The organism is Paraburkholderia sp. BCC1886, from assembly GCF_900996245.1.
Taxonomy (GTDB): domain Bacteria; phylum Pseudomonadota; class Gammaproteobacteria; order Burkholderiales; family Burkholderiaceae; genus Paraburkholderia.
Window position 1 is genome coordinate 145,966 of the sequence record NZ_CAAJGK010000044.1, and the last position, 17,558, is coordinate 163,523.

Below are 17,558 nucleotides of genomic sequence, written 5' to 3' on the forward strand. Positions count from 1 at the left end.
CGCTTTGTAAGCGCACCCGCCCGGAATTTCTTTCCGCTTTTTCTGCTAAACCCGGGGTCGGGAAGCTTAGAAACGGAAGTGCGAGAACGCCTTGTTGGCTTCTGCCATCCGGTGAACTTCATCGCGCTTCTTCATCGCGCCGCCACGGCCTTCGGCCGCTTCGGAGAGTTCACCTGCCAGACGCAGGGCCATCGACTTCTCGCTGCGCTTCTTCGCGGCTTCACGCAACCAACGCATCGCCAATGCCATACGACGCGACGGGCGCACTTCGACCGGAACCTGATAGTTCGCACCACCAACGCGGCGGCTCTTGACTTCGACCACCGGCTTGACGTTGTTGAGCGCTACCGTGAACACTTCCAGCGGGTCCTTGCCACCCTTGGTCTGGATCTGTTCGAAAGCGCCGTAAACGATGCGTTCTGCAACCGACTTCTTGCCGGACAGCATCAGCACGTTCATGAACTTGGCTACATCTACGTTACCGAATTTCGGATCCGGCAATACTTCCCGCTTGGGGACTTCGCGACGACGCGGCATGATTCTTCCTTTACTTTTTCAGTTGGAGCTAATTTTTTAGCCCCGCGGCCACCAACTAACCCGATTCATCTCTAGCGACTTACCAGCCTGGTCGGGTGACCACTTACTCGACAGCACCGGCGATTCCGGTACCACCGCTATTACCGCCCTTGCAGGCGACCTGAAACTTCCTGACCAGCTGCTTACTTGCCGGCCTTAGCGCGCTTCGCACCGTACTTCGAACGAGCTTGCTTACGATCCTTGACGCCCTGGGTATCCAGCGAGCCGCGAACCATGTGGTAACGCACACCCGGCAAGTCCTTGACACGACCGCCGCGAATCAGCACGACCGAGTGTTCCTGCAGGTTGTGGCCTTCACCACCGATGTACGAAATAACTTCGAAGCCATTCGTCAGACGAACCTTGGCGACTTTACGCAGTGCCGAGTTAGGCTTCTTAGGCGTCGTGGTGTACACGCGAGTGCACACGCCGCGACGCTGGGGGCAGTCCTGCAAGGCCGGGCTCTTGCTCTTCGTCGTTTCCGACGTGCGGCCTTTGCGAACCAGTTGATTGATGGTTGGCATTGTTTATTCCTGAAATTGAACAAAATCGACGCATTTGTTTCCGGGCAAAGCAGAAACGGTTGCGCATCGAACTTCCAGACCCGGTGTGCTCGCACGAATTGACTCCGTGCGCAGGCATCCCAGAAACCGGAACCTAGCATGATATTCTGAAAAGACTAAGGGAGTCAACGGCTTGCGCCGTTTTGCGAGCCTTCCTTGCGCTGCAGCGTCAGTCGGCGCCGACTACCTCCAGCAGTTCGTCGCCGAAGCGATCGAGTTTGCGCGCACCCATACCTGGAATACCGCGCAAATCTTCGATGGTGTCCGGCCCGTTGCGGGCAATCTCCGCCAGCGTCGCGTCGTGAAAAATCACGTAGGCCGGCACGCCGTCGCTCTTCGCGGTTTCCGTGCGCCAGGCACGCAGACGGTCCCAGCGGGCACGTTCGCGCGGCCCCATACCAATGGTCGGATCGGCGCGCTCGCTCGTGCGACTGGACGATTGCCGTGTGCGGGTAGGCTTCACATACCGGCGCATCGTGACGTTCTGCTCGTTCTTCAGCACGGCTTTCGCGGCCTCGGTCAGCACCAGCGAGCCGAAACCTTCGTGATCGACGGTGAGATAGCCGAACGCAACGAGCTGCCGGAAAATCGCCCGCCACTCCGGTTCGCCGAGTGCGGCGCCAATGCCGAAGGTCGTGAGCTTTTCGTGGCCGCGCTGCATGACCTTTTCGCTACGGTTACCGCGCAGGATGTCGATGAGATGCCCGGCGCCGAAGTGAAAGCCGCTCGCACGCTGCGCACGGAATACGCACGAGAGCGCCATCTGCGATTCGCGCGTCGCATCCCAGGTGTCCGGTGGCTCGAGGCAGTTATCGCAGTTGCCGCACGGCTTGCTGGTTTCGCCGAAATACGCGAGCAGGCGCACCCGCCGGCACGTTGCGGCTTCGCACAGTCCGAGCAGCGCATCGAGCTTGCCGGTTTGCACGCGCTTGTGAGCGTCGTCGGCATCGGACTCGTCGATCATCTTGCGCTGCTGCACCACGTCGCCCAGGCCGTACGCCATCCACGCGTTGGCCGGCATCCCGTCGCGACCCGCTCGCCCGGTTTCCTGGTAATAGCCTTCGACGCTCTTGGGCAAATCGAGGTGCGCCACGAAGCGCACGTCCGGCTTGTCGATGCCCATACCGAACGCGATCGTCGCGCACATCACGATGCCTTCTTCGCGCTGGAACATCTCCTGATGTTTCTGGCGGATTTCGAAATCCATGCCGGCGTGATAGGGCAGCGCGCGCATGCCCTTTTCTTTGAGCCATTCCGCGGTCTCTTCGACCTTGCGTCGCGACAGGCAGTACACGACGCCTGCGTCGGTCGTACCGTCCGCCTTCGAATGTTCCGCGCGGATGAAATCGAGCAGCTGCGTGCGCGCATTGTCCTTTTCGACGATGCGGTAGCGGATGTTCGGCCGGTCGAAACTGGAGACGAAAATACGCGCGTCGTCCAATGCCAGCCGATGAATGATCTCGTCGCGCGTAATCGCGTCTGCGGTCGCGGTGAGCGCGATGCGCGGCACGTTCGGAAAACGTTCGTGCAGCACCGACAGTTGAATATATTCAGGCCGGAAGTCGTGACCCCATTGCGACACGCAATGCGCTTCGTCGATCGCAAAGAGACCGATGCGCGTGCGCTCGAGCAACTCCTGAAAGCGCGGCGTCATGAGCCGTTCCGGCGCCACGTAAAGCAGATCGATATCGCCTTCACGCAACGCGCGTTCGGTCGCCATGGCCTCGGCGCTCGACAAGGTCGAGTTCAGATAAGCCGCGCGTACGCCAACCTCTTTGAGCGCCGCCACCTGGTCCTGCATCAGCGCGATCAGCGGTGACACGACGATACCGGCTCCCAAGCCGCGTTCGCCACGCACCAGCGACGGAATCTGATAACACAGCGACTTGCCGCCGCCCGTCGGCATCAGCACGAGACAGTCGCCGCCGTCGGCGACGTGCTCGACAATTTCGCCCTGCTGCCCTCTGAACGCGGGGTAACCAAAGACTTCGTTGAGGATTTCGAGCGGACGGGACATGAATTTGAAAGAAGCAGCGTGTGGCCGGTGACACGAATTTTACCAACCCATTCGTGCTGCGCCCGCGCTTTGCGACAACGTTAGCCGTTCGGCCAACGATTTCACACAAACGCACAGAACGTAGGCACATAAAAAAAGCCGCTCAGTCGAAACTGAGCGGCTTCGCTGGCTGGTGAGCCCCAGGCGGCTTGCGCCGCCGGGACTTACTCGCCCGAGTGCTGCTGTTCGGCGGCCGGGGTTTCCGGCGTACCGAATTCGAACGACTCTTCCGCTGCGATCTGGTCGAAACGCTCGCGGTCGGACAGTTCCTTGCTCTTGCGTGCCTTGTGGAACGCGAGACCCGTACCGGCCGGAATCAGACGGCCGACGATCACGTTTTCCTTCAGACCACGCAGGTCGTCGCGCTTGCCCATGATCGCCGCTTCGGTCAGCACGCGGGTCGTTTCCTGGAACGATGCCGCAGAGATGAACGAGTCGGTCGACAGCGACGCCTTCGTGATACCGAGCAGCACGTTGTCGTACGTTGCCGGGATCTTGTCTTCCGCCGCCATCCGGTCGTTCTCGTCGAGCATATCCGACCGCTCGACCTGCTCGCCCATGATGAAGCGCGTATCGCCGTTGTCGACGATCTGCACACGACGCAGCATCTGACGGACGATCACTTCAATGTGCTTGTCATTGATCTTCACGCCCTGCAGACGGTACACGTCCTGCACTTCGTCCACGATGTAACGCGCCAGCGCTTCGACGCCTTGCAAACGCAGAATGTCGTGCGGATCAGCCGGCCCGTCGACAATCATTTCGCCCTTGTTGACGACCTGACCATCGTGCACCAGAACCTGCTTTTCCTTCGCGATCAGGAACTCGTGCTGATTGCCTTCGAGGTCCGTAATAACGAGACGCTGCTTGCCCTTCGTGTCCTTACCGAACGACGTCGTGCCCGTGACTTCCGCCAGAATACCGGCGTCCTTCGGCGAGCGCGCTTCGAACAGTTCGGCCACCCGCGGCAGACCACCGGTAATGTCGCGAGTCTTTTGCGATTCGACTGGAATACGTGCGAGCACTTCACCGACCTGCACTTGCTGACCGTCCTTCACGGTGATCAGAGCGCCGACCTGGAAGCCGATCTGCACCGAATGCTCGGTGTTCGGGATCTTCACTTCTTCGCCGTTCGCGTCGAGCAGCTTGACCTGCGGACGCACCGTCTTCGAAGCTTGCGAACCGCGGCGCTTCACGTCGATCACGACCAGTGTCGAGAGACCCGTCACATCGTCGATCTGCTTGGCAACCGTCACGCCTTCTTCGACGTTTTCGAACTTCACCGTACCACCGTACTCGGTGATGATCGGACGCGTCATCGGATCCCACGTCGCCAGTTGCGTGCCGGCCTTGATCTGCGCGCCGTCCAGTTGCAACAGCGTCGCGCCGTACGGCACCTTGTGACGTTCGCGCTCGCGACCGTGGTCGTCGGTAATCATCGCTTCGCCCGAACGCGAGATGACGATCTGCTCGCCCTTCGCGTTGGTGACGTAACGCATGGTGGCCGTGAAGCGCACCGTACCGTTCGACTTCGCTTCGACCGACGAAGCCACTGCTGCACGCGATGCCGCACCACCGATGTGGAACGTACGCATCGTGAGCTGCGTGCCCGGTTCACCGATCGACTGCGCAGCGATCACGCCGACTGCTTCACCGACGTTGACCGACGAGCCACGACCGAGGTCGCGGCCGTAGCAGGCTGCGCACAGGCCATAACGCGTTTCGCAGGTAAGCGGCGTACGTACGCGCACTTCGTCGATGCCGAGGCGTTCGATTTCTTCGACCGCATCTTCGTCGAGCAGCGTGCCCGTTTCGTACAGCGTTTCCTGCGATTCCGGATTGACGACGTCAGCCACCGTCACGCGACCCAGAATACGGTCACGCAGCGCTTCGACGACTTCACCGCCTTCGACCAGTGCCTTCATGGCGACGCCGTTGGACGTACCGCAATCGTCCTCGACCACCACCAGATCCTGCGTCACGTCGACGAGACGTCGCGTCAGGTAACCCGAGTTCGCCGTCTTCAGTGCCGTATCAGCCAGACCCTTACGTGCGCCGTGGGTCGAGATGAAGTACTGCAACACGTTCAGACCTTCACGGAAGTTCGCCGTGATCGGCGTTTCGATGATCGAGCCGTCCGGCTTCGCCATCAGGCCGCGCATACCGGCCAGCTGACGAATCTGGACAGCCGAACCACGTGCGCCCGAGTCGGCCATCATGTAGATGGAGTTGAACGATTCCTGACGCGTCTGGTTGCCGTCGCGATCGACCACCGGCTCCGTCGAGAGCTGTTCCATCATCGCCTTGCCGACCGCTTCCGACGTTGCCGACCAGATGTCGACCACGTTGTTGTAGCGCTCCTGCGAGGTGACGAGACCCGACATGTACTGACGGTCGTATTCCTTCACCTTCTTTGCGGCGTCGCCGACGATGGTTTCTTTCTGCGGCGGCACGAGCATGTCGTCGACGCAGATCGAGATACCGGCGCGCGTTGCCAGACGGAAACCCGACTGCATCAACTGATCGGCGAAAATCACCGTTTCACGCAGACCGCACTTGCGGAATGCGGTGTTGATGAGGCGCGAGATTTCCTTCTTCTTCAGCGGCTTGTTCAGCACCGAGAACGGCAGGCCCGGCGGCAGAATTTCCGACAGGATCGAACGGCCGACCGTCGTCGCGTACAGCGTGATCTTCGGCACGAACTTCGGTGCGCCTTCCGACTTGTCTTCGTTGTGGACCATTTCCGTGATCCGCACGTTGACGCGCGAGGCCAGCTCGACTTCCTTGTTCTCGTACGCACGCAGCGCTTCCGAGACGCCGGTGAACGTCAGGCCTTCGCCCTTCGCATTCACGGCTTCACGGGTCGCGTAGTACAGACCGAGCACGATATCCTGCGACGGCACGATCGACGGATCGCCGTTGGCCGGGAACAGGACGTTGTTCGACGCCAGCATCAGCGTGCGCGCTTCCATCTGCGCTTCGAGCGACAGCGGCACGTGAACAGCCATCTGGTCACCGTCGAAGTCGGCGTTGAACGCCGCGCAAACGAGCGGATGCAGCTGGATTGCCTTACCTTCGATCAGCACCGGCTCGAAAGCCTGAATGCCAAGACGGTGCAGCGTCGGCGCGCGGTTCAGCATGACCGGATGTTCGCGGATCACCTCTTCGAGGATGTCCCACACCACCGGCGTCTGGTTCTCGACTTCCTTCTTCGCAGCCTTGATGGTGGTAGCGACACCCATCACTTCGAGCTTGTTGAAGATGAACGGCTTGAACAGTTCGAGCGCCATCAGCTTCGGCAGACCGCACTGATGCAGCTTGAGCGTCGGGCCGACCACGATCACCGAGCGGCCCGAATAGTCGACGCGCTTACCAAGCAGGTTCTGACGGAAACGACCGCCTTTACCCTTGATCATGTCGGCGAGCGACTTCAGCGGACGCTTGTTCGCGCCGGTCATGGCCTTACCGCGACGACCGTTGTCGAGCAGCGAATCGACGGCTTCCTGCAGCATCCGCTTTTCGTTGCGGACGATGATTTCAGGCGCCTTCAGTTCGAGCAGACGCTTCAACCGGTTGTTACGGTTGATCACGCGGCGATACAGGTCGTTCAGGTCCGACGTCGCGAAGCGGCCGCCGTCGAGCGGCACCAGCGGACGTAGTTCCGGCGGCAACACCGGCAGCACTTCGAGCACCATCCAGTCGGGCTTGATGCCCGAACGCTGGAATGCCTCGAGCACCTTCAGGCGCTTCGCGTACTTCTTGATCTTCGCTTCCGAACCCGTGTTCTTGAGTTCGGTGCGCAGCATCTCGACCTGTTCGTCGATGTTGATCGCGCGCAGCAGTTCACGCACGCCTTCCGCGCCCATTTCGGCACGGAATTCGTCGCCGTACTCTTCGACCTTGTTGTAGTAATCCTCTTCGGTCATGATCTGCCGCGCTTTGAGCGGCGTCATACCCGGATCGATCACCACGTACGCTTCGAAGTACAGCACGCGTTCGATGTCGCGCAGCGTCATGTCGAGCACCATGCCCAGACGCGACGGCAGCGACTTCAAAAACCAGATGTGCGCAACCGGCGAGGCCAGTTCGATGTGGCCCATGCGTTCGCGACGCACTTTGGCGAGCGTCACTTCGACACCGCACTTTTCGCAGATCACGCCACGATGCTTCAAACGCTTGTACTTACCGCACAGGCATTCGTAGTCCTTGATCGGCCCGAAGATCTTCGCGCAGAACAGACCATCGCGTTCCGGCTTGAACGTCCGGTAGTTGATGGTTTCCGGCTTCTTGACCTCGCCGAACGACCACGAACGGATCTTGTCTGGCGACGCCAGACCGATCTTGATCGCGTCAAAAACTTCGGGTTGTTGGACTTGCTTGAATAGATCGAGCAGAGCTTTCATTGCTTTCTCTCCGTAGTCCGATTAGTTGCGGTCGAGGTCGATATCGATACCGAGCGAACGGATTTCCTTCACCAGCACGTTGAAGGATTCCGGCATACCCGCATCGATCACGTGATCGCCCTTGACCAGGTTCTCGTAAACCTTGGTCCGGCCAGTCACGTCGTCCGACTTCACCGTCAGCATTTCCTGCAGCACGTACGATGCGCCGTACGCTTCGAGCGCCCACACTTCCATCTCACCGAAACGCTGGCCACCGAATTGGGCCTTACCGCCCAACGGCTGCTGTGTCACGAGCGAGTACGGGCCCGTGGAACGCGCGTGCATCTTGTCGTCGACCAGGTGATGCAGCTTCAGGTAATGCATGTAGCCAACCGTGACCGTGCGCTCGAACATCTCGCCGGTGCGGCCGTCGTACAGACGAACCTGATTCTTCGACGGCGTCATGCCGAGGTTCTTCGCGATGTCGTCCGGGAAAGCCAGGTCCAGCGCGCGCGACATTTCTTCTTCCGTCGCACCGTCGAACACCGGCGTCGCGAACGGCACGCCTTCGCGCAGGTTCTTCGCCAGTTCGACGATTTCGTCGTCGGTGAAGCTGTCCAGCTCTTCGGCGCGGCCCGACTCGTTGTAGATCTTGGTCAGGAATTCGCGCAGCTCGGCGATCTTCGCCTGACGCTGCAGCATTTCGCCGATACGCCAGCCGAGACCCTTCGCGGCCCAACCCAGATGCACTTCGAGAACCTGACCCACGTTCATCCGCGACGGCACGCCGAGCGGGTTGAGAACGACGTCGGCGGGACGGCCATCGGCCATGTACGGCATGTCTTCGATCGGCACGATCTTGGACACCACACCCTTGTTACCGTGACGGCCGGCCATCTTGTCGCCCGGCTGCAGACGACGCTTCACAGCCAGATACACCTTGACCATCTTCAGCACGCCCGGCGGCAGTTCGTCGCCTTGCGTGAGCTTCTTGCGCTTTTCTTCGAACGCCAGATCGAACTGGTGACGCTTCTGTTCGATCGAGTCCTTGATGGCTTCGAGCTGGGCCGCTGCTTCTTCGTCCGCGAGGCGGATGTCGAACCAGTGGTAATGATCCAGATCCTGCAGGTAAGCCTGCTCGATCTTCGTGCCCTTCGCGAGCTTCTTCGGACCACCGTTCGCGACCTTGCCGTCGAGCATACGGGCGAGACGCTGGAATGCGTCGCCTTCCACGATGCGCAACTGGTCGTTCAGGTCGAGGCGATAGCGCTTCAGTTCGTCGTCGATGATCTGTTGCGCGCGCTTGTCGCGCTGGATGCCTTCGCGCGTGAACACCTGCACGTCGATCACGGTGCCGCTCATGCCGGACGGCACGCGCAGCGACGTGTCCTTCACGTCCGAAGCCTTCTCGCCGAAAATGGCGCGCAGCAGCTTTTCTTCCGGCGTCAGCTGGGTTTCGCCCTTCGGCGTGACCTTACCGACCAGCACGTCGCCTGCTTCGACTTCAGCGCCGATGTAGACGATGCCCGACTCGTCGAGACGGCCGAGTTGCACTTCAGCCAGGTTCGAGATGTCGCGCGTGATTTCTTCCGGTCCGAGCTTCGTGTCGCGAGCAACGACGTTCAGTTCTTCGATGTGGATCGAGGTGTAGCGGTCGTCAGCAACCACTTTTTCCGAAATCAAAATCGAGTCTTCGAAGTTGTAGCCGTTCCACGGCATGAACGCGACCAGCATGTTCTGGCCGAGAGCCAGTTCGCCGAGGTCGGTCGATGCACCGTCAGCCAGCACGTCGCCACGCGACACGATGTCGCCGACCTTCACGATCGGGCGCTGGTTGATGTTCGTGTTCTGGTTCGAACGCGTGTACTTGATCAGGTTGTAGATGTCCACGCCGACGTCGCCAGCAACGGCTTCGTCGTCGTTCACGCGGATCACCATACGGCCTGCGTCGACGTAATCGACCACACCGCCGCGGAATGCCTGAACCGTCGTACCCGAGTCGACCGCCACCGTGCGTTCGATACCCGTACCGACCACGGCCTTTTCAGGACGCAGACACGGCACAGCCTGACGCTGCATGTTCGAACCCATCAACGCGCGGTTCGCATCGTCGTGTTCGAGGAACGGAATCAGGGAAGCCGCAACGGAGACGATCTGCGACGGCGCCACGTCCATGTACTGGATGCGGTCCGGCGTAACCATCAGCGTTTCGCCGGCTTCACGCGACGACACCAGTTCGTCGGTCAGCGAGCCGTCGGCAGCCACCGCCGCGTTCGCCTGAGCGATCACGTAACGGCCTTCTTCGATTGCCGACAGGTAATCGATCTGGTCGGTCACCTTGCTGTCCACGACCTTGCGATACGGCGTTTCGAGGAAGCCGTATTCGTTCAGATGCGCGTACAGTGCGAGCGAGTTGATCAGGCCGATGTTCGGACCTTCAGGCGTTTCGATCGGGCAGACACGACCGTAGTGAGTCGGGTGCACGTCGCGCACTTCGAAGCCTGCGCGCTCACGCGTCAAACCGCCCGGGCCAAGTGCCGAAACACGGCGCTTGTGGGTGATTTCCGACAGCGGATTCGTTTGGTCCATGAACTGCGACAGCTGCGACGAACCGAAGAACTCGCGGATCGCCGACGAAATCGGCTTCGAGTTGATCAGGTCGTGCGGCATCAGGTTTTCGCTTTCGGCCTGGCCGAGGCGTTCCTTCACAGCACGTTCGACACGCACGAGACCGGCGCGGAACTGGTTTTCGGCCAGTTCGCCGACGCAACGCACACGACGATTGCCCAAGTGGTCGATGTCGTCCACTTCGCCCTTGCCGTTACGCAGCTCGACCAGAATCTTGATGGTCGCGAGGATGTCGTCGTCCTGCAGCGTCATCGGACCGACGATTTCGTCGCGGCCGACACGGCGATTGAACTTCATACGACCCACCTTCGAGAGGTCGTACGCGTCTTCGCTATAGAACAGACGGTTGAACAGCGCCTCGACTGCTTCTTCGGTCGGCGGTTCGCCCGGACGCATCATGCGGTAGATCGCGATGCGAGCGGCCATCTTGTCCGCGGTTTCGTCGATACGCAGCGTCGACGAGATGTACGGACCTTGATCCAGATCGTTCGTGTAGAGCGTCTGGATGTCTTTGATCTTGGCTTCGCGCAGCTTCTCGAGCGCGGTTTCGGTGATTTCTTCGTTCGCGTTCGCGATCACTTCGCCGGTATCGCCGTCGACGACGTTTTTCGCCAGCACGCGGCCGAGCAGATAGTCTTCCGGCACCGAGATAAACTTCGTCTTCGCGTTGTCGAGATCGCGAATGTGCTTGGCGTTGATCCGCTTGTCCTTCTGGACGATCACGTTGCCTTCACGGTCCGTGATGTCGAAACGTGCGACTTCACCACGCAGACGCTCCGGCACGAATTCCATCTGCGCGCCTTCCGGCATCAGCGTGAAATTGTCGAACACGAAGAAGTTGGCGAGGATCTGTTCCGGCGTGAGGCCGATGGCCTTCAGCAGGATCGTGACCGGCATCTTGCGACGACGGTCGACGCGGAAGTACAGCACGTCCTTCGGATCGAATTCGAAGTCGAGCCAGGAACCGCGGTAAGGGATGATACGTGCCGAGAACAGGAGCTTGCCCGAGCTGTGCGTCTTGCCCTTGTCGTGTTCGAAGAACACGCCCGGCGAACGGTGCAACTGCGAAACGATCACGCGTTCCGTACCGTTGATGACGAACGAACCGGTGGGTGTCATGAGCGGAATTTCGCCCATATACACTTCCTGTTCCTTCACTTCCTTGACGACCGGCTTGCTCGGCGATTCCTTGTCGAGCAGCACCAGGCGCACTTTCGCGCGCAGAGCCGAGCAGTACGTCAGGCCACGTTGCTGGCATTCCTTGATGTTGAACGCCGGGGGCGACAACATGTAGCTGACAAACTCTAGACGAGCGAACCCGTTGTGCGAAACAATCGGGAAAACGGATGTGAATGCAGCTTGCAGGCCTTCGGGCTTGCGCTGCGTGGATGACGCCTCTGCTTGCAGGAACGTACTGAAAGATTCAAGCTGGGTAGCCAGCAGGAAAGGTACTTGGTGAACGATGGGGCGCTTCGCAAAACTCTTGCGAATGCGCTTCTTCTCGGTGAAGGAATATTGCATACGATCTCCGAATCACGGCGGGCATTGTTGTCGAGGCAGGATACCTGGATGAGACAACCCGAGTGTTCACCGACTGAGACCCGATGGCCGTCCGATGGCTTGAACGAGCCTAGAAGCTTGGTGGTTGGCCGCTACCAACCGCTGGCTGACGGCAGCGGATGCCTATGTTGCCCGCTACCCGACCAAACTTGCCTTCTGCAGTCGCTTCAGAAGACAAAGAGAAGCGCCGGTCGATGTTACCGAAAGACGGTTTTCTTTGGCTTCTGGGTCCGGCGTTCTTGCCGAAAATCTCGTGCAAAAACGGCGTCCCCACAAAGCACAAAAAGGCCGGCGGTGGAAAACCGCCAGCCTTCGCACAGCGCGCTGAAACTTACTTGATTTCAGCCTTCGCGCCGGCTTCTTCCAGCTTCTTCTTGGCTTCTTCAGCAGCAGCCTTCGGTACCGATTCCTTAACAGGCTTCGGTGCGCCGTCGACCAGGTCCTTCGCTTCCTTCAGGCCGAGACCCGTCAGTTCACGAACAGCCTTAATGACCGAAACCTTGTTCGCGCCGACTTCCGTCAGGTTGACCGTGAATTCGGTTTGCTCTTCAGCAGCAGCAGCAGCGCCGCCGCCAGCCGGGCCTGCCACTGCAACAGCAGCTGCCGACACGCCAAACTTTTCTTCGAACGCCTTGACCAGCTCGTTCAGTTCCAGAACCGACATCGAGCTGACTGCCTCGAGGATGTCATCTTTTGCGATTGCCATTTGAAATACTCCTAAATTGAATTCGGATACAGCCAGCGATCAATTACGCTCGGCTGAAGTGCGTTAAGCAGCGGTTTCTTCGCCTTGTTTCTTTTCTGCCAGCGCGGCCAGAGCGCGCGCGAAGCCGGAAACAGGTGCCTGCATAACGTACAACAGCTTGGAGAGCAGTTCTTCGCGGCTCGGGATGTTTGCCAGCGCTTGCACGCCAGCCTTGTCCATCACCTTGCCTTCGTAGGAACCAGCCTTGATGATCAACTTGTCATTGGTTTTGCCGAAGTCGTTGACGACCTTGGCAGCAGCAATGGCATCTTCCGAGATGCCGTAGATCAACGGACCAGTCATCTGCTCTGCCAACGGAGCAAACGGGGTACCTTCGACAGCGCGACGCGCCAGCGTGTTTTTCAACACGCGAAGGTAAACCTGTTGCTCACGCGCTTTCGCGCGCAGCTTGGTCAGATCGCCAACCGCGATTCCACGATACTCAGCCAGAACCACGGTCTGGGCTTTCGCGACTTGCGCGGCAACCTCAGCGACGACGGCCTGCTTGCTTTCTTTGTTAAGTGGCACGGTTAACCTCCAGATTCGATACACGCAGCGTGCGCCTTGTGTACCGCGTTCAATAACGGCGTCCGACCAGTCAGGAGTATTTCGACCGCCTGAGACCCGCATTGCTGCGGAGTTCAACCGGCTTCATCACTACAAAACTTTTTCGGGTTCGCCATCTGCGTTGGCTTTACATTAAGAACTCGCCTGCCTGCTGCTCGTTCGCCAACGGTCTTTGACAACCGGTTGCCCGATGCAGACTGCCATCTTGCAACCGCCCAAAGCCCATAAAACCGCCCCGACTTACGACGAGGCGATGAATTTGATTACTGTGCTGCGATCGACGTCTGGTCGACGCGGACGCCGACACCCATCGTGCTCGACAGTGCAACCTTACGCAGGTAGACACCCTTGCTCGTTGCCGGCTTCGCTTTTTGCAGCGCGTCGACGAGAGCGTTCAGGTTGCTACGCAGAGCCGCTGCTTCGAACGAAGCACGGCCGATCGTTGCGTGGATGATACCGGCTTTGTCGACACGGAATTGCACCTGACCTGCCTTGGCGTTCTTCACTGCTGTCGCAACGTCCGGCGTGACCGTGCCGACCTTCGGGTTCGGCATCAGGCCGCGCGGGCCGAGAATCTGACCGAGCGTACCGACGACGCGCATCGTGTCCGGGGAAGCGATCACGATGTCAAAGTCCAGCTTGCCCGCCTTAACCTGTTCGGCCAGGTCTTCCATACCGACGACTTCTGCGCCCGCTGCCCGTGCCTGCTCGGCCTTTTCGCCTTGTGCAAACACTGCCACGCGGACCGACTTACCCGTACCTGCCGGCAACACGACGGAACCGCGAACCACTTGATCCGACTTCTTCGCGTCGATGCCGAGTTGCACTGCGACGTCGATCGACTCGTCGAACTTCGCGCTTGCGCATTCCTTCACGATCGACAGTGCGTCCTCGATTGCGTACAGCTTCTGGCTGTCGACTTTGGCTGCAAATGCTTGCAGACGCTTTGAAAGCTTAGCCATTTACACGCCCTCCACGGTGATGCCCATCGAGCGGGCGCTACCAGCGATCGTACGAACCGCTGCGTCCAGGTCCGCTGCCGTCAGGTCAGGCATCTTTGCCTTGGCGATGTCTTCGGCTTGAGCGCGGGTGATGGTGCCGACCTTGTCGGTGTGCGGCTTGGCCGAACCCTTGTCGATCTTCGCTGCTTTCTTGATCAGAACCGTTGCCGGCGGCGTCTTCAGAACGAACGTGAAGCTCTTGTCCGCGAACGCGGTGATCACGACCGGAGTCGGCAGACCCGGCTCCAGCGATTGAGTCTGGGCGTTAAACGCCTTGCAGAACTCCATGATGTTCAGGCCGCGCTGACCCAGTGCCGGACCGACCGGCGGCGACGGATTGGCTTTACCTGCAGGAATCTGCAGCTTGATAAAGCCGATAATTTTCTTTGCCATGTTGGAAACCTCTGTGGAACGCTGCGTTGACAGCTGCAAGCGTTCAGTGAGTAGTAGCGCGCGTTCGCCGACGAATCGACTAGTGACGCTCCTCAACGGCCATTACGCGGACCGTAAGCGCGAAATACGGAACGCACCGTATGGTGCGTTCCGTAGTATCTGGAATTTACAGCTTCTCGACCTGCCCAAATTCGAGCTCGACCGGCGTTGCGCGGCCGAAGATTGTAACGGAAACCCGGACTCGCGACTTCTCGTAATTCACTTCTTCGACGCTTCCGTTGAAATCCGTGAACGGACCATCCTTTACACGCACCATCTCGCCAACTTCGAACAGGGTCTTCGGACGTGGCTTTTCCACGCCTTCCTGCATTTGCGACATGATTTTCTCCACTTCACGCGGAGAGATCGGGCTGGGACGATTGCGCGCACCACCTACGAAACCGGTCACCTTTGCCGTATTCTTGACGAGATGCCAGGTTTCGTCCGTCATTTCCATCTCGACAAGCACATAGCCCGGGAAGAAACGACGCTCGGTCACCGACTTGTGACCGCCTTTAACTTCGACCACTTCCTCAGTCGGCACGAGAATCTGGCCGAACTGGTCTTGCATGCCGGCCCGCTCAATGCGTTCCTGAAGTGCACGTTGTACGCTCTTTTCCATGCCCGAATAGGCATGCACTACATACCAACGCTTGCCACTCGGAGATGCCGGAGTATCACTCATATCATTTCCAACCCAGAATCACCGAGAAGATCGCCCATTCGATGGATTTGTCGCTCACCCACAGAAAGATTGCCATGACGAACACGAAGCCGAACACCACGAGCGTTGTCTGGGTTGCCTCTTTGCGAGTCGGCCAGACAACCTTACGAACTTCTTTGTACGAGTCTTTGGCGAATGCGATAAATCCCTTACCGGGCGCGGAGAGAAGACTTACTGCGACGCCGGCTATCACTCCAACAGCCAAGGCAGCTCCGCGGACGTACCATTCTTGGCCGCTGAGCCAGAAGAACCCCACGAACCCGGCCAAGACCAAGAATACCCCAGCAGACAGCATCAGCTTGTCGCCGGATGTATTTACAGTTTCGACGGAAGGATTCGCCATAACACCTTAACGAGCGCCACGTGCGACGCGAGAGTTGGCAGGGGCAGAGGGAATCGAACCCCCAACCTTCGGTTTTGGAGACCGACGCTCTGCCAGTTGAGCTATACCCCTAAACCATTTTGGGGCTGACGACACCGCCAACCCCGAAACTACCGATTAACGAGAACTATCTGGCGTTACTCGAGAATCTTGGCAACCACACCAGCGCCGACCGTACGGCCGCCTTCACGGATAGCGAAGCGCAGACCTTCTTCCATCGCGATCGGGTTGATCAGCTTCACCGTGATCGACACGTTGTCGCCCGGCATGACCATTTCCTTGTCCTTCGGCAGCTCGATCGAGCCCGTCACGTCCGTCGTACGGAAGTAGAACTGCGGACGGTAGTTGTTGAAGAACGGCGTGTGACGGCCGCCTTCGTCCTTGCTCAGCACGTACACTTCAGCCGTGAAATGCGTGTGCGGGTTGATCGAGCCCGGCTTCGCCAGAACCTGACCACGCTCCACGTCTTCACGCTTCGTGCCGCGCAGCAGGATACCGACGTTGTCGCCAGCCTGACCCTGATCGAGCAGCTTGCGGAACATTTCCACGCCCGTGCACGTCGTCTTCACCGTCGGCTTGATACCGACGATTTCGATTTCCTCGCCGACCTTCACGATGCCGCGCTCGACGCGACCCGTCACCACCGTACCGCGACCCGAAATCGAGAACACGTCTTCCACCGGCATCAGGAACGCGCCGTCAACTGCGCGCTCCGGCGTCGGGATGTACGTGTCCAGCGCGTCGGCCAGATTCATGATCGCCACTTCGCCCAGCTCGCCCGCGTCGCCTTCCAGGGCCAGCTTTGCCGAACCCTTGATGATCGGCGTGTCGTCGCCCGGGAAGTCGTACTTCGACAGGAGTTCGCGAACTTCCATCTCGACCAGTTCCAGCAACTCGGCGTCGTCCACCATGTCGCACTTGTTCAGGAACACGATGATGTACGGAACGCCAACCTGACGGGCCAGCAGGATGTGCTCGCGCGTTTGCGGCATCGGGCCGTCTGCAGCCGAACACACCAGGATCGCGCCGTCCATCTGCGCTGCGCCCGTGATCATGTTCTTCACATAGTCAGCATGGCCCGGGCAGTCGACGTGTGCGTAGTGGCGGTTAGCCGTTTCGTACTCGACGTGTGCCGTGTTGATCGTGATACCGCGTGCCTTTTCTTCCGGCGCCGCGTCGATCTGGTCATATGCCTTCGCTTCACCACCAAACTTCTTGGTCAGAACCGTCGTGATCGCTGCCGTCAGCGTGGTCTTGCCGTGGTCAACGTGACCAATCGTGCCGACGTTCACGTGCGGCTTGGTCCGCTCAAACTTACCCTTGGCCATTTTCGACTCCTAAGAGGATTTATCCGTACGTTGCGCCGCGCGCAAACAATCAACGAGTACTTCTGGTGCCCATGGGCAGGATCGAACTGCCGACCTCTCCCTTACCAAGGGAGTGCTCTACCACTGAGCCACATGGGCGCTACTTCTGTTGCTGGAGCGGGTGAAGGGAATCGAACCCTCGTCGTAAGCTTGGAAGGCTTCTGCTCTACCATTGAGCTACACCCGCAAGGACCAACCGATTCCCAACTACTACAGCATGCATTCTGGTGGAGGAGGTTGGATTCGAACCAACGTAGGCGTAAGCCAACAGATTTACAGTCTGCCCCCTTTAGCCACTCGGGCACCCCTCCGTAGAGAACTGATGATTATGGGGGAACAACCGTTTTCTGTCAAGACCTGCACGGCCGTTCCAAACCCAAAGCTCTCACTTATATAGTGAAATAAAGTGAAACCAGTCCCTTCGTAAACGCAGAAACCCCACCGTTGGCCGGTGGGGTTTCTGTTGCTGCTGGGGAGCCTGACGATTACCTACTTTCACACGGGAATCCGCACTATCATCGGCGTGGAGTCGTTTCACGGTCCTGTTCGGGATGGGAAGGGGTGGGACCGACTCG

General features: G+C 59.3%; 12 protein-coding genes and 4 tRNA genes. All 16 read right to left on the minus strand.

Annotated elements, in window-relative coordinates; genetic code table 11:
• Window positions 1–66 precede the first annotated feature (66 nt).
• Window positions 67–537 carry a 30S ribosomal protein S7 gene (gene rpsG, locus FQ746_RS14690; RefSeq protein ID WP_006053291.1) on the minus strand — a complete coding sequence of 157 codons (471 nt, stop codon included), beginning with the start codon at window positions 535–537 and terminating at the stop codon, window positions 67–69.
• 182 nt (window positions 538–719) lie between these two features.
• Complete coding sequence (rpsL, locus tag FQ746_RS14695; RefSeq protein ID WP_006053290.1) at window positions 720–1,100, minus strand: 30S ribosomal protein S12; 381 nt, start codon at window positions 1,098–1,100, stop codon at window positions 720–722.
• Window positions 1,101–1,308: 208 nt separating this feature from the next.
• A complete protein-coding gene (recQ, locus tag FQ746_RS14700) occupies window positions 1,309–3,156 on the minus strand; it encodes a DNA helicase RecQ (protein ID WP_144110092.1) in 1,848 nt (615 codons plus the stop codon).
• A gap of 203 nt (window positions 3,157–3,359) precedes the next feature.
• A complete protein-coding gene (rpoC, locus tag FQ746_RS14705; RefSeq protein ID WP_144110093.1) occupies window positions 3,360–7,598 on the minus strand; it encodes a DNA-directed RNA polymerase subunit beta' in 4,239 nt (1,412 codons plus the stop codon).
• Window positions 7,599–7,619: 21 nt separating this feature from the next.
• Window positions 7,620–11,726 (minus strand): DNA-directed RNA polymerase subunit beta, encoded by a 4,107-nt coding sequence (rpoB, locus tag FQ746_RS14710; RefSeq protein WP_144110094.1) that lies wholly within the window; start codon window positions 11,724–11,726, stop codon window positions 7,620–7,622.
• A gap of 370 nt (window positions 11,727–12,096) precedes the next feature.
• On the minus strand, window positions 12,097–12,471 hold the full coding sequence (rplL, locus tag FQ746_RS14715; protein WP_054043372.1) for a 50S ribosomal protein L7/L12: 375 nt from the start codon (window positions 12,469–12,471) through the stop codon (window positions 12,097–12,099).
• Window positions 12,472–12,534: 63 nt separating this feature from the next.
• Window positions 12,535–13,038 (minus strand): 50S ribosomal protein L10, encoded by a 504-nt coding sequence (rplJ, locus tag FQ746_RS14720; protein WP_007180144.1) that lies wholly within the window; start codon window positions 13,036–13,038, stop codon window positions 12,535–12,537.
• A 302-nt stretch (window positions 13,039–13,340) separates the two neighbouring features.
• Window positions 13,341–14,039, minus strand: a complete 699-nt coding sequence (gene rplA, locus FQ746_RS14725) for a 50S ribosomal protein L1 (protein WP_144110095.1) — start codon at window positions 14,037–14,039, stop codon at window positions 13,341–13,343.
• Window positions 14,040–14,471, minus strand: coding sequence for a 50S ribosomal protein L11 (rplK, locus tag FQ746_RS14730; RefSeq protein ID WP_144110096.1), 432 nt, complete (start codon window positions 14,469–14,471; stop codon window positions 14,040–14,042).
• Window positions 14,472–14,637: 166 nt separating this feature from the next.
• Window positions 14,638–15,195 carry a transcription termination/antitermination protein NusG gene (gene nusG, locus FQ746_RS14735; RefSeq protein ID WP_007180147.1) on the minus strand — a complete coding sequence of 186 codons (558 nt, stop codon included), beginning with the start codon at window positions 15,193–15,195 and terminating at the stop codon, window positions 14,638–14,640.
• A 1-nt stretch (window position 15,196) separates the two neighbouring features.
• Window positions 15,197–15,577 (minus strand): preprotein translocase subunit SecE, encoded by a 381-nt coding sequence (gene secE / locus FQ746_RS14740; RefSeq protein ID WP_144110097.1) that lies wholly within the window; start codon window positions 15,575–15,577, stop codon window positions 15,197–15,199.
• Window positions 15,578–15,612: 35 nt separating this feature from the next.
• A tRNA-Trp gene (locus tag FQ746_RS14745) sits at window positions 15,613–15,688 on the minus strand.
• A 65-nt stretch (window positions 15,689–15,753) separates the two neighbouring features.
• Window positions 15,754–16,944 carry an elongation factor Tu gene (tuf, locus tag FQ746_RS14750; protein ID WP_074762375.1) on the minus strand — a complete coding sequence of 397 codons (1,191 nt, stop codon included), beginning with the start codon at window positions 16,942–16,944 and terminating at the stop codon, window positions 15,754–15,756.
• A gap of 63 nt (window positions 16,945–17,007) precedes the next feature.
• A tRNA-Thr gene (locus tag FQ746_RS14755) sits at window positions 17,008–17,082 on the minus strand.
• 14 nt (window positions 17,083–17,096) lie between these two features.
• Window positions 17,097–17,170, minus strand: a tRNA-Gly gene (locus tag FQ746_RS14760).
• Window positions 17,171–17,208: 38 nt separating this feature from the next.
• Window positions 17,209–17,294: transfer RNA gene (locus tag FQ746_RS14765), tRNA-Tyr, on the minus strand.
• Window positions 17,295–17,558 lie beyond the last annotated feature (264 nt).

Coding starts and splice junctions, on each gene's coding strand:
- rpsG (WP_006053291.1), bottom strand. CDS start 537: ATGCCGCGTCGTCGCGAAGTCCCCAAGCGGGAAGTATTGCCGGATCCG.
- rpsL (WP_006053290.1), bottom strand. CDS start 1,100: ATGCCAACCATCAATCAACTGGTTCGCAAAGGCCGCACGTCGGAAACG.
- recQ (WP_144110092.1), bottom strand. CDS start 3,156: ATGTCCCGTCCGCTCGAAATCCTCAACGAAGTCTTTGGTTACCCCGCG.
- rpoC (WP_144110093.1), bottom strand. CDS start 7,598: ATGAAAGCTCTGCTCGATCTATTCAAGCAAGTCCAACAACCCGAAGTT.
- rpoB (WP_144110094.1), bottom strand. CDS start 11,726: ATGCAATATTCCTTCACCGAGAAGAAGCGCATTCGCAAGAGTTTTGCG.
- rplL (WP_054043372.1), bottom strand. CDS start 12,471: ATGGCAATCGCAAAAGATGACATCCTCGAGGCAGTCAGCTCGATGTCG.
- rplA (WP_144110095.1), bottom strand. CDS start 14,039: ATGGCTAAGCTTTCAAAGCGTCTGCAAGCATTTGCAGCCAAAGTCGAC.
- rplK (WP_144110096.1), bottom strand. CDS start 14,471: ATGGCAAAGAAAATTATCGGCTTTATCAAGCTGCAGATTCCTGCAGGT.
- nusG (WP_007180147.1), bottom strand. CDS start 15,195: ATGAGTGATACTCCGGCATCTCCGAGTGGCAAGCGTTGGTATGTAGTG.
- secE (WP_144110097.1), bottom strand. CDS start 15,577: ATGGCGAATCCTTCCGTCGAAACTGTAAATACATCCGGCGACAAGCTG.
- tuf (WP_074762375.1), bottom strand. CDS start 16,944: ATGGCCAAGGGTAAGTTTGAGCGGACCAAGCCGCACGTGAACGTCGGC.